General features: G+C 56.7%; 13 protein-coding genes. 10 read left to right on the forward strand and 3 right to left on the reverse strand.

The window, feature by feature from the left end; all coding sequences use genetic code 11:
* Positions 1–27 precede the first annotated feature (27 nt).
* From YBN1229_RS16815 to YBN1229_RS16825, 3 genes are all read left to right on the forward strand, one after another.
* On the forward strand, positions 28–1,236 hold the full coding sequence (locus YBN1229_RS16815) for a CaiB/BaiF CoA transferase family protein (RefSeq protein WP_046479357.1): 1,209 nt from the start codon (positions 28–30) through the stop codon (positions 1,234–1,236).
* On the forward strand, positions 1,233–1,667 hold the full coding sequence (locus YBN1229_RS16820; protein WP_046479358.1) for a GlcG/HbpS family heme-binding protein: 435 nt from the start codon (positions 1,233–1,235) through the stop codon (positions 1,665–1,667). Before YBN1229_RS16815 ends, YBN1229_RS16820 begins: the two co-directional genes overlap by 4 nt.
* A gap of 75 nt (positions 1,668–1,742) precedes the next feature.
* The gene (locus YBN1229_RS16825; protein ID WP_046479359.1) at positions 1,743–2,873 is read left to right on the forward strand and encodes a DSD1 family PLP-dependent enzyme; all 1,131 of its coding nucleotides are present in this window, start codon (positions 1,743–1,745) and stop codon (positions 2,871–2,873) included.
* A gap of 33 nt (positions 2,874–2,906) precedes the next feature.
* On the opposite strand, the gene YBN1229_RS16830 is transcribed toward YBN1229_RS16825, so the two are convergent.
* Positions 2,907–3,872 (reverse strand): MBL fold metallo-hydrolase, encoded by a 966-nt coding sequence (locus tag YBN1229_RS16830; protein WP_046479360.1) that lies wholly within the window; start codon positions 3,870–3,872, stop codon positions 2,907–2,909.
* 206 nt (positions 3,873–4,078) lie between these two features.
* On the opposite strand from YBN1229_RS16830, the gene YBN1229_RS16835 reads away from it, so the two are divergent.
* Complete coding sequence (locus YBN1229_RS16835) at positions 4,079–5,587, forward strand: fused MFS/spermidine synthase (RefSeq protein ID WP_152025032.1); 1,509 nt, start codon at positions 4,079–4,081, stop codon at positions 5,585–5,587.
* A gap of 19 nt (positions 5,588–5,606) precedes the next feature.
* Here the strand turns inward: YBN1229_RS16835 and YBN1229_RS16840 are convergent, their stop codons facing one another.
* Complete coding sequence (locus tag YBN1229_RS16840) at positions 5,607–5,951, reverse strand: ArsR/SmtB family transcription factor (protein ID WP_046479361.1); 345 nt, start codon at positions 5,949–5,951, stop codon at positions 5,607–5,609.
* Positions 5,951–6,442, reverse strand: coding sequence for a transcriptional regulator (locus tag YBN1229_RS16845; protein WP_342027538.1), 492 nt, complete (start codon positions 6,440–6,442; stop codon positions 5,951–5,953). Before YBN1229_RS16845 ends, YBN1229_RS16840 begins: the two co-directional genes overlap by 1 nt.
* 146 nt (positions 6,443–6,588) lie before the next feature.
* Between YBN1229_RS16845 and soxY the strand changes: the two genes are divergently transcribed.
* From soxY to YBN1229_RS16880, 6 genes are all read left to right on the forward strand, one after another.
* A complete protein-coding gene (gene soxY, locus YBN1229_RS16850) occupies positions 6,589–7,044 on the forward strand; it encodes a thiosulfate oxidation carrier protein SoxY (RefSeq protein WP_046479362.1) in 456 nt (151 codons plus the stop codon).
* 51 nt (positions 7,045–7,095) lie between these two features.
* A complete protein-coding gene (soxZ, locus tag YBN1229_RS16855) occupies positions 7,096–7,428 on the forward strand; it encodes a thiosulfate oxidation carrier complex protein SoxZ (protein WP_046479363.1) in 333 nt (110 codons plus the stop codon).
* 160 nt (positions 7,429–7,588) lie between these two features.
* Positions 7,589–9,283, forward strand: coding sequence for a thiosulfohydrolase SoxB (gene soxB, locus YBN1229_RS16860; protein ID WP_046479364.1), 1,695 nt, complete (start codon positions 7,589–7,591; stop codon positions 9,281–9,283).
* A 65-nt stretch (positions 9,284–9,348) separates the two neighbouring features.
* Positions 9,349–10,647 carry a sulfite dehydrogenase gene (gene soxC / locus YBN1229_RS16865; RefSeq protein ID WP_046479365.1) on the forward strand — a complete coding sequence of 433 codons (1,299 nt, stop codon included), beginning with the start codon at positions 9,349–9,351 and terminating at the stop codon, positions 10,645–10,647.
* Entirely contained in the window at positions 10,631–11,293 is a 663-nt protein-coding gene (locus YBN1229_RS16870; protein ID WP_046479366.1) for a c-type cytochrome, read from the forward strand. The genes soxC and YBN1229_RS16870 overlap by 17 nt, the downstream gene beginning before the upstream one ends.
* A 340-nt stretch (positions 11,294–11,633) precedes the next feature.
* A complete protein-coding gene (locus tag YBN1229_RS16880; protein WP_052744043.1) occupies positions 11,634–12,131 on the forward strand; it encodes a hypothetical protein in 498 nt (165 codons plus the stop codon).
* The last annotated feature ends 108 nt before the right edge of the window (positions 12,132–12,239 follow it).

The raw sequence follows: 12,239 nt of genomic DNA on the forward strand, positions 1-12,239 counted from the left end.
ACAATAACCACAGGAGGCGAGTGAGACATGTCAGGACCGCTGCAGGGGTGTCGAGTTATCGAGTTGGCTCACATTATGGCGGGGCCTGTTGCCGGATTGATGCTGGCCGACATGGGAGCGGACGTCGTCAAGGTCGAGAAGGCTCAGGGTGACGATACCCGTCGCTTTGTGCCTCCGACAATCAATGGCGAGAGCGCCGCTTTCATGATGATGAATCGCAACAAGCGGGGCATCGTTCTCGATCTCAAATCTGCACAGGGTCTTGAGGTCCTGCGGCGACTTTTGCGTGATGCCGACGTTGTCATCGAAAACTATCGATTGGGAACGATGGAGAAACTTGGGCTGGGATACGAGGAGCTGCGTAAGCTCAATCCGGGTCTCATCTACGCTGAAATCTCGGGCTTTGGACGCACCGGCCCCTACGCCCATCGCGGAGGCTTTGATCTCATTGCCCAAGGCATGAGTGGCTTGATGTCGATTACCGGCGAGGGCGCGGGGCGGCCGCCGGTGAAGGTCGGAGCGCCCGTGTCGGACATCACGGCGGGCATTCTGCTCGCGATGGGCATCGCTGCTGCTTATTCGCACAAACTTAAGACGGGAGAAGGGCAGAAGGTTGATACATCGCTGTTCGAGGCGGCCATTACGCAGACCTACTGGCAGTCGGCCATAACGTTCGCGACGGGCTCCTCACCGGGGCCGATGGGCTCAGCTCACCCGATGAATGCGCCCTATCAGGCTTTCGAAACCGCGGATGGTTGGATCAATATTGGGGCAGCCAATCAGACGAACTGGGAACGGCTGGTGCATGTTCTTGGTGCGCCGGAGCTTAATGATGATCCGCGTTTTGCTTCCAATGCTGAGCGCATCGTCAACCGGGAGGCTCTAGAAGACGTCTTGAGCGTCATTCTCAGGACGCGTTCGACAGCTGAGTGGCTCGAGGCTCTCGAAACATCCGGTATTCCTGCTGGGCCCGTTCTGAGCATCGATGAAATGCACAACGATCCGCAAACCCTGGCGCGAGATATGGTGCCGGAGGTTGCGCATCCGGTAGTTGGTGCCGTGCGCACACTCGGATTGCCGGTAAAGTTTTCGGAGACGCCGGGCGGTGTGCAGCGTGCTGCCCCCGTCCTTGGTCAGCACACGCGTGAAGTTTTGCTAGAAGCGGGCTATTCACAAGCGGAAGTCGAAGACATGATTAGAGCCGGAGCGGCACGCCAGGAGGAAAGTCTCGCATGAGTTTGGCGCTGACGCTTGAAAGGTCCAATCGTATCATCACGGTTGCATTGGAGAAGGCGGCGGAGTTGGGGCTCAAGCCGCTCACCGTTGCGGTGCTCGATGCAGGAGGTCACCTAAAGGCGCTGGCGCGTCAAGATGGAACGAGCACGCTCCGACCCGAGATGGCGCAAGGAAAAGCCCGTGGTGCTATTCATCTGGGTATCGGTTCGCGGGCGATCTTCGAGCGCGCGGAGAAACAACCTTTCTTCGTTCAGTCGGTCAATGCACTTGCTGGGGGCTCTCTGGTTCCTGTGCCTGGTGGTGTGCTTATCACGACAAGTGACGGTGAAATCATTGGTGCAGTCGGCATTACAGGTGATACATCCGACAATGATGAGACCTGTGCTGTGGCCGGCATAGAAGCGGCAGGTTTCGTCGCACGCATTTACTGATTTTCGAAAAGTTAGTCCTGTCACACGTTGACTCGGCCCGCTGTCTATTGCCGAGCATAGAGAGAGCGTTGGAAAATGCGCGCACCAGCACGGCTTGGTATTCCGCTTGCAGACGTCGATACCCCTGCTTTGATCCTCGATCTCGATGCGTTTGAGCGCAATCTCCAGACGATGGCGGATTGGGCCAAAAGCAAGAACGTGCGATTGCGCCCACATGCAAAATCTCACAAATGCCCCGCGATCGCGCATCGACAAATGGCGCTCGGAGCCGTCGGTGTCTGCTGCCAGAAGGTCTCGGAAGCCGAGGTGATGGTGGATGCTGGCATAACTAATGTGCTGATCAGCAACGAGGTCGTCGGGCGCACGAAACTAGAGGCGCTGGCGCAATTGGCGCTACGAGCGCGTATGGGTGTGTGTGTCGACGATATCCGGCAAATCAGAGATTTGTCTGAGGCGATGCATGCTGCTGGCGCAACAATAGATGTGCTTGTTGAAATCAATATCGGCGGGAACCGTTGCGGTGTTGAGCCGGGCGACCCTGCAGTTCGGCTGGGTGCAGCTGTTGCGCAGGCGGATGGCCTGCGTTTTGCGGGCTTACAGTCTTATGACGGAATTACGCAGCATGTCCGCGATCCGGATGAACGCAAGGCGCGTGCGGCGCGTGCGGGTGATGTTACCGCGCAGACCATTGCGGCGCTTCGCGATATTGGGCTTGAGTGCGAAACTGTCGGGGGCGCCGGAACGGGTTCCTTCGCATTCGACGGTATGAGCGGCGTGTGGAATGAGCTGCAACCGGGGTCCTACGCTTTTATGGATGCCGACTATGCTCGCAATACCCCGGCGGGTGGCGATGTTCCCAAATTTGAGCACGCCATGTTTGTTTGGGCGATCGTCATGAGCCGTACCAGCGTTGGTCAGGCTGTGGTGGATGCCGGGCATAAAGTGCTGCCTATCGACTCGGGTATGCCGGTCCCGTTTGATCGTCCGGGTGTTCGCTATGAGCGGCCTTCAGACGAGCACGGTTGCCTGGTTGCGGAACTGGACTCGGCCCTTCCTGACCTAGGTGAGAAAATTCTGATCGTGCCCAGTCATGTCGATCCAACGGCCAACCAGCACGACTTTTTTATCGGTGTGCGTGGGATGGCCGAGGGCGATGGCACAGTTCAAGAGATCTGGCCAGTTACGGCGCGAGGTTGTGTGTTCTAGCAGCACAACCTCTTTGCACCGCACGGTTGTTGCTCAGCTTTCGCTTACATATTTGTACGCGGTTCCGTCGCGTTCCACGCGACCGACGCCGGGATCGGGCAAGTGGTATCCGATAAGACGCGTTTTTTCGTTGGCCATTTTGTCCAATAGCTTCTGACGAGTTTTGATTGCCCGTTCCGGCTCGTGATCGTTTCCTGAAATCCAGTCTGGATGTTGGAACGAGACGATATGGTGGGTGAGCGCATCGCCGAGCACGATGAAGGACTCGTTGCCTTGGCTGATTTCAAGTGAGATGTGGCCGGGCGTGTGGCCGCCGGTTTCCAGAGTGGTTACACCGGTGACGACATCTGCCCCCGGTTTAAAGGTTTCCAGCTTGTCCTTGACCGCATCGATGTTGCGTTGCGCGCCGGTTGCAAACCCTTGACGATCTTCGGGCAATTTGGACAGGATGTCGTCGGCCATCCAGTAATTGTACTCTTCCTCGGAAATCAGATAGCGCGCGTTTGGAAAGACGAGTTCGTCAAAGTCATCCGTGGTTCCCCAAATGTGGTCGGGATGCGCGTGCGTGAAGACAACGGTTGTTATGGCTTCGCGGTCGATGCCGTTCGCATCGACATCGTCGATAAGCTTGCCGGCTGTGGCCATGAAGCGTGGTCCCGAGCCAACGTCGACCAGGATCTGCTCATCGCCGTTGCGAATGAGAGTTACGTTTAGTGGGCGGCGGATTTGATCCCCTTTGTGGCCCGCAGCGGCGAAGGCTGCGGCGCGTGCGCTTTCCTCAGCATTCGGGGCGAAAAGGCGTGCGGGTAGCATCAGGTGGCCGTCGCTCAGTGGCAGGATCTCGAACTCGCCGAACTTGATTGTTTCCGCGGCTGCGGTTGGGAAGGGAAACCCTGTGGCTGCGAGTGTGGTGACGGCGCCGGCTCCGATGACAAACTGCCGACGGTTGCATGCAAGCGTTTCCTCGGCATTTTCAGGCTTATTACGATCTCGGGACATCGTTGGGCTCCCTCATATTGCAAACGGCGACATGCTGCTGGATATTCGGTGACACTTACGGTTGACGCAATGTTCACCTGAACCGCGTTTGCCATTTAATGGGTCACGAGGGCGAATGCCAATCGTATGTTTGCAGCAGAGTTGGGGTGGATTCGCGTGATGCTCAATGCTTTGTCAGTCTTCGTCGCTTATATGGGCGAGCTGCCTTGAGTATACGCGCGCGGAGGTTCTTCTACCTCATTCTTGTGGGGTTAAGTGCAGCATGCGGTCTCGTTGTGGAGATCGTCGCGGGGCGCATGATCGCTCCTTATCTTGGAATGTCTCTTTACACCTGGACGGCGATTATCGCGGTCGTGCTGGCAGGCTTTTCACTCGGCCACTGGATTGGAGGGCAGATTGCTCAGCGCGCGGGGGGACGGGCGCAATCCGATGTCGCCTGGAGTCTCTTGCTCGCGGGTGGCAGTGCGCTTGTAAGCATTTTTTTGATCCGGATTATTACAGGCCCGGTGATCAACCTGAGCCTCCCGCCTGTCGCGACAATTCTGATTATTACGTTCGCGCTTTTTTTCCTTCCAAGCCTTTTTGTCGGGATCGCATCTCCGGTTCTGACGAAGCTCGCGATCGACGATGAGCCGACCAAGGCCGGCGCGATCCTGGGAGGTTTTTACGCCGTGGGTGCGGCGGGCAGCATTCTCGGAACACTGGCCGCAGGGTTCATTTTCATTTCGTGGCTTGGGACAGTTTGGACGCTACTTCTCGTTTCGGCCCTGTACTGCGTTATGGCGGCGTCTCTCTTCATCAGTAGGCGAGGAGGGGCGGCCAAGGAACGTCTAGTTTCGTTCGTCATACTTTTGGGTTGGGGTGCCGTTGCGTTTGCTGGTCAATGGACGGGAGTGTTTGCGCGCGTCTGCATCGTCGAAAGCGATTATTACTGCATCCGCGTTGAGAATGTTTCTGGCGAAATTGGTGTGCCAGCAAAGGTGCTTGTTCTCGACCATTTGGCGCACGGTATAAACCTGAGGGATTTTCCGGGCGGACTCGTTTCGCCCTATGCGGATCTGCAGGATACGCTCATGCGTATTCATGTCGGTGAGAGGTCACCGTTTCGCGCGTTCTTTATTGGCGGCGGCGCCTACACAATACCGCGGGCGTGGCTGGCTGCCCGGAGGGACGTGGAGATAACAGTGGCGGAAGTCGATCCTGCCGTTACCGAAGTTGCGATAACGCATCTTTGGCTCAAGCCTGATCCGAGATTGACAATTCGGCACGGTGATGCGCGGAGCGTGCTCGTAAGTATGCTGGCTGATCAGTTCGACGTTGTGGTTGGCGATGCTTTTCATGACATCACCGTCCCGCAGCATCTGGTGACGTCGGAATTTTTCGGACAAGTTCGGTCGCGTTTGCGCGATGGAGGCATCTATCTGATGAACGTCGTCGATCATCGGGAACATCCCCGTATGGCGCTGTCCGTTGTCGCTAGCCTTGCGGAGCACTTTCCGATCGTCGAGCTTTGGCGCTCCGATGAGGCTGGTGAGCGCGCCACGTTTGTGGTCGCGGGGCTAGCGAAGGCAACTCCGGCCGGAGATTTGCCAGCCCGGCATTCGGAAGGTGTGAATTTTGAACGGCTTGAGACATCGCAGATGTCTAGGATGCTTTCGCCCATTGTGCTGCGGGATGATTTCGCGCCCGTTGACCGGCTTATCGGTGTTCAGTGAGCTGATACCAGATCAGTTTTCAGGATGATCGATCTGCCTTCGCGCAGAAGAGATCATAGACCAGTTCGAGAACAGCGCGTGCGCGGCCATCGGCGAGCGAATAGTAGATCGTGCGGCCAACGCGGCGGGCTTCAATGATCCCTTCCTCACGCAGGCGTGCCAACTGCTGGGACACAGCCGGCTGGTTCTGCCCTAATAACTCTTCCAGTTCCGTAACGGTCTTTTCGCCACTGGAGATGTGGCAGAGGATCATGAGCCTGCCTTCATGGGCAAGCGCCTTCAGCAGAGCGGTCGCCTGTTTGGCGCTTTCCGCCATCTCGTCAAGCTGCTTGTCTGGAAGAACGTCTGGATCAGGAGACGACATTATTCTTTCATCCTCAAGTTCGCAGCGGCGGCGTCCTCAGTGGAGGGAAGGGACGACAGGATATCCTGAAGCATCGGCCAGAAGAAATCCTGACCTGGATACCCAACAATCCTTCCATATTCCTTGCCGTCTTGAAACACGATGAACGTGGGAGAAAACGTTACCGCGGTAATTTTGGCGAGATCGTCAGGGCGTTGATCATGGATGTCCACGCGGCGCAAAGGCGCGATGCGACCCTCCTCCGTATTCGGATATATGACGCCGATTTCGTTATTCCAGCGCGCGCACCAGCCGCAACCGTCTTCCTCGAACATCACGAGTTCAGCGGCTTTAGCCGGTCCAAGGGCAGCAAACGATAGCATCAGCGCCAAGGCGGCAGCCAAAAGCTTCAATTCAACCTCGCATAGTTCGGGAGTTCGAAGATAGTTCGTAAGTTGAGTTGGGCCGCGCACATTTTCAAGCAGGGATGGTGCGTTGCAATATATGCGCATATTTGAATTTATCTCTTGATTTGGTTTGGAGTAGCTGTTTAGTCTGCGTGCGTGGCAGTTGAGAGGACAAAATTGCTGTCACCGTAAGAGTCTGAAAAATCAATTCTCGCTTCCGAGAGTAGCGAAGCGCAGCGGAGGGGATGTCTATGGAGCTGAATAGACGCGAAATTCTGGCTCTGAGCGGTGGGTCGATAGCCTGCTTCGCTCTTGGCGTATCAGCCGTTTCGACTCCGGCTTTGGCGAGTGCTACCGATGAGCGCATTAAGGCCTTCGCCGGAGATGCAGAGCTTCGGGAAGGGCGGATTTCCCTTACGGCTCCCGAGATCGCTGAAAACGGAAATACCGTTCCGATTGAGGTCAAGGTCGAAAGCCCTATGACGAAGGACGATTACGTTTCCGAGGTTATGGTGCTGGCGGACGGCAACCCCATGCCTGGCGTCATTACGTTCCTCTTTTCGCCGATGAGTGGCGAGGCGACCGCAACAACACGCATTAGGCTTGCGACGACGCAAAATGTCATTGCCGTTGCGAAGATGAGCAATGGTTCGGTCTTCATGGAAAAGAAGAACGTGAAAGTTACGATTGGCGGTTGCGGCGGCTGATGTCTGCAACCCTTTGCGTTCAAACGAAATTTCTCTGAAGAGGATTGAGAGATGGCGACTGCGAAGCCCCGCGTGAAACTGCCTGACAAAGCGACGAAGGGTGAAGTGATTACTATCAAAACTCTGGTGAGCCACCCTATGGAGTCGGGTCAGCGCAAGGATCGGAAGACGGGTGAGAAAATCCCGCGGATGATCATCAATAAGTTCACTGCGACGTTCAACGGCCAACAGGTGTTCGGCGCCAATATCGAACCTGCCGTTTCGGCCAACCCGTATCTCGAATTCACGATGAAGGTGGAGGAGAGCGGCAAATTTGAGTTCGTTTGGGTCGACGATGCCGGAACGACCTACAAGACTGAAAAAGGTATCGAAGTCACCGGGTAACCGGTGACGGTGCGGTTTATTCCGCACCACGGTTGCTCTCGCACGACTTGCGACTTGGCTCAGGCTTGCAAAATATGCCTAGTCTGCGCGCGCTGCTGCTCGCCCTCATTTCCGAGAAGCAGCGGTTTGATCCAAGAGCAAACGAACTGGGCGAAAGCTAATGATATCACGACGCGAATTTCTTCAAGTTTCCGTAGCCACAGGCGCTTTGCTCGGGACGGCCGGCAGCGGTGCGTGGACGGCCCTTGCCGCACGGCAAGGCTTGATGAGCGAGGCGGAACTGTTGGCGTTTCCGGAATTCGGAAACGTGACGTTGGTGCATCTCACCGATATTCATGCGCAACTCAAGCCGATCTTTTTCCGTGAGCCGTCAATAAATATTGGCGTTGGCGAAGCTGCGGGGAAACCACCTCATGTGACCGGCAAGGAGTTTCTCGAGCTTTACAAAATCGAGCCCGGTAGTCCGGAAGCCTTTGCCCTGACCTACGAGGATTTCGCGGCGCTCGCGAAAACCTACGGACGCATGGGCGGGATCGACCGCATCGCGACGGTCTTGAAGTCGATCCGCGCAGATCGTGAAGGCCGGGTGTTATTTCTCGACGGCGGTGATACCTGGCAGGGCAGCTACACATCGCTGAAAACTCAAGGTGCCGACATGGTGGAGGTGATGAATCACCTCGAACCGGATGCCATGACGGCGCACTGGGAATTTACTTTTGGTATCGACCGAGTTCGGGAGATCGTCGACAATCTGCCGTTTGCCTTCCTGGGCCAAAACATTTTTGACAATGAGTGGGACGAGCCTGCCTTCGAAGCCTACAAAATGTTCGAACGTGGGGGCTCTAAGATCGCCGTCATCGGTCAGGCCTTCCCTTATTTGCCGATCGCAAATCCACGTTGGATGTTCCCCAAGCTGTCATTTGGCATCCGCGAGCAGAACGTACAGCAGAACGTCGATGCGGCGCGTGCAGCAGGTGCTGACGTCGTTGTCCTGCTGTCTCACAACGGCTTCGATGTCGATCGCAAGTTGGCAAGCCGTGTGACGGGTATCGACGTCATCCTGACCGGCCATACGCATGATGCCATTCCCGAGCCTGTCATCGTCGATAAAACCTTGCTGGTCGCAAGCGGCTCGCACGGAAAGTTCCTGTCGCGGCTGGATCTCGATGTGCGTGACGGTCAGGTCAAGGGCTACAAATACAAGCTCATTCCGATTTTCTCGGACGTCATCACCCCCGACAAATCGATGACTGAGCTTGTCGACAAAGTTCGTGCGCCCTATGAAGCCGAGCTCAAGACCGTAGTCGGAAAGGCGGATACGCTGCTTTATCGGCGCGGCAACTTCAACGGCACGTTTGATGATCTGATCTGTGATGCGCTGCTGTCGGAGCGCGAGGCGGACATTGCCCTATCTCCTGGGTTCCGTTGGGGAACGAGTGTGCTGCCCGGCCAGGACATCACCGTCGAGGATATCTACAACGCGACCGGTATGACGTACCCAGCTGCATATCGCTCGGAAATGACTGGGGCGCGGCTGAAGGAGATCCTGGAAGACGTCGCAGACAATCTGTTCAACCCAGACCCCTACTATCAGCAAGGGGGCGACATGGTTCGTGTCGGAGGAATGGGTTACGCGATCGACGTTTCGCAAACGATTGGCAATCGCATTTCTGACATGACGCTCCTGAAGAGCGGCGAGCCTATCGATCCGCAGAAGACTTACATCGTGGCTGGCTGGGCTTCCGTGGCGGAGGCTACCGAAGGGCCTCCGATCTGGGATGTCGTGACTTCATACATCAAACGTGTCGGAACGGTTCAGGGTAAGCCCAACCAGTCCGTTCTTGTGAAGGCGTAGGGAGCCGGTCCGGCTTCTTACACAAAAGGCTTGTCCAGTTTGGATGGGGCATCGGGAGAAGAGAGATGAGCAAGCCGGACAACATACGTGGCCATAGCGGCGGCGTTTCGCGCCGTCACATCTTGGGGGCGAGTGCTGCTGGAATGGCCTTCGCCGCGACGCGCGTCTACGCCAATCCCGCGGGTGATGCGCCGACTACTCCCGATAAGGCCATTACGGAATTGCAGGATTGGTCGCAGGCTCTTGGCGATGGCGTCGATGCCAAGCCTTATGGCGTTCCCTCGAAATACGAGGCCGGTGTCGTGCGGCGCAACGTCGAGTGGCTGACGGCGTCGCCGCAGTCCTCCGTCAATTTCACGCCACTGCACGATCTGGAGGGTATCATCACCCCGAACGGTCTTTGTTTCGAGCGGCACCATGGCGGGGTTGCGGAAATCAATCCGGCGAAGTTCCGCTTCATGATCAACGGTCTCGTTGAAAAGCCGATGGTGTTCACCATCGACGACCTGAAGCGTTTTCCCAGAGAGAACCGGATCTTCTTCCTCGAATGCGCAGCGAATTCGGGCATGGAATGGCGCGGCGCTCAGCTCAATGGCTGCCAGTTCACGCACGGCATGATTCACAACGTCATGTATACGGGCGTGTCACTGAAGCGCGTGCTGGAGGAAGCCGGTCTCAAGACAAACGCCAAATGGGTCATGCCTGAGGGTGGCGATTCCGCCGCGATGAACCGTTCCATCCCCCTGTTCAAGGCGCTGGACGATTGCATGTTGGCATACGCCATGAACGGTGAGGCGCTGCGTCCCGAGCAGGGCTATCCGCTGAGGCTCGTTGTTCCCGGCTGGGAAGGCAATATGTGGGTCAAGTGGATCCGGCGCATCGAAGTCGGTGACATGCCCTGGCACGCACGTGAAGAAACCTCGAAGTACACGGACCTTATGGAGAACGGCAATGCCCGCCGCTTCACCTGGGAGATGGACGCGAAGTCGGTCATCACCAATCCTTCGCCTCAGGCACCGATAAAGCACAAGAAGGGATTTACGGTGCTGTCGGGTGTTGCTTGGTCCGGGCGGGGCAAGGTTTCACGCGTGGATGTCACGATTGATGGCGGCAAGAACTGGCACACGGCGCGGCTTGACGGGCCGAGCTTCGATAAGTCCATGCACCGCTTCTACTACGAGTTCGATTGGAACGGTGAGCCGCTGCTCTTGCAATCGCGGGCTATCGATTCAACCGGCTACGTGCAGCCGACCAAGGACGAACTGCGCCAGGTGCGTGGCTATAACTCCATCTACCACAACAACGCGATCCAGACGTGGCACGTGAAGGCGAACGGTGAGGTTGAGAATGTCGAAATCTCTTAAGGCGTTTGCGGTTGCCGGCGTGCTGCTGTTGAGCGTCTCTCCGGTATTGGCGGCAAAGCTGGGACTTGGACGTGAAGCGCTACCCGAAGAGGTTGCGGCTTGGGACATCGATGTACGCCCGGACGGCGTGGGGTTGCCTGCGGGCCGCGGAACGGTCGCGCAGGGTGAAGAGAAGTTCGCGGAACAATGCGCGATGTGTCATGGCGTTTTCGGAGAAGGTGCCGGACGTTGGCCGGTGCTGTCCGGTGGTCGGGACACTTTGAAGAGCGATAACCCGGTCAAAACAGTCGGGTCCTATTGGCCCTATCTCTCGACGGTTTTCGACTATGTTCATCGCGCGATGCCGTTTGGTTATGCGCAATCGTTGTCGAACAACGAAGTCTATGCGCTGACTGCCTACATCCTTTATCTGAACGACATCGTGACGGATGAAGATTTTGAGCTGTCGAAAGAGAACTTTCTCTCCATCCAGATGCCGAACGCCGAGCATTTTACCGAGGATCCGCGGCCGGATACGCCATTGGTCTCGGCGAAAGAGCCGTGCATAACCAACTGCAAGTCCAACGTCGACATCACTGGACGCGCGCGGATTTTGGATGTGACGCCGAAAGAGGGTGAGGACGCGCCGAAGCTTAGCGTCGATTGATCGAAGATCGCAGCTTTTTTAGAAGGGCCCGGAGCCAACGGCTTTCCGGGCCTTTTTTGTGTTTGGGGCAATCTGAGAGTCGGACGTCGCTGTAAGAGGTGATGCTCCTGTGCAGAGTAGCCACGCTTCTGCGTCTCAGTGTTGCGGGACGGAAACGCCCCTGGTCTGCAAACTCTATTATCTTGCTCAAGATTGAGGTTGTGGCGATTGCCGGCGTTCGACTTTCCTCGCTGATGCGTTCGCGCTCAGAAGCTTGCCTTCGGGGGTGGGGGGAAACGGATAAGCGCTTTGGCTAGCGAGGTTGCGCCTTTTGGCGGCATCGTAGGTGAGGGTGGATGCGATGAAATTTCAAGGTGCTGCCGTGGCGCTCGTCGCTGCGCTGATGGTCGGGCTGAGCGGTTTGGATTCTCATAGCGCGCATAGTCAAGATGACTCTGCTTTTGCGCCATTGCTGGGGTGGTGGAAGGGGCAGGGGCGCCTTGGCTTCCAAGAAGGACAGACCGAAAATGTCACATGCCGGGCAACGTACGTGTTGGGGGACGTCCCCACCAAGCTCGAGCAGAACATTCGCTGTGCGACGTCGAGCGGGAAGGTCGAAATCGTAAGTCATGTCACGAACGACGACGGCGAGCTCTCTGGCACGTGGACCGAACGCATTTACAACCTTGTCGGTGATCTCAGTGGCGCCATAACAGAACGCGGGTACCGCGTGTCGGTCACCGGCGGCGATGTCGGGGCTGAGATGGAGATCATCGTGAAGGATGGAATGCAGGTCATCGAGATCAAGTTTAGCGGAAATACGCTGCGCGGACTGACACTTGTCTTGAAAAAGGGCTAAGAAAGATTGGGTCGGGCGCATCGTCGCCCTCTCGTATTATTGATTGTAACACTCAACTTATCTGCTTAGCTTGCGACGCAATTCGGATAGGACTGCCGGATTGAAATT

Origin of the sequence: Candidatus Filomicrobium marinum, from assembly GCF_000981545.1 — a bacterium.
GTDB lineage: Bacteria > Pseudomonadota > Alphaproteobacteria > Rhizobiales > Hyphomicrobiaceae > Filomicrobium > Filomicrobium insigne.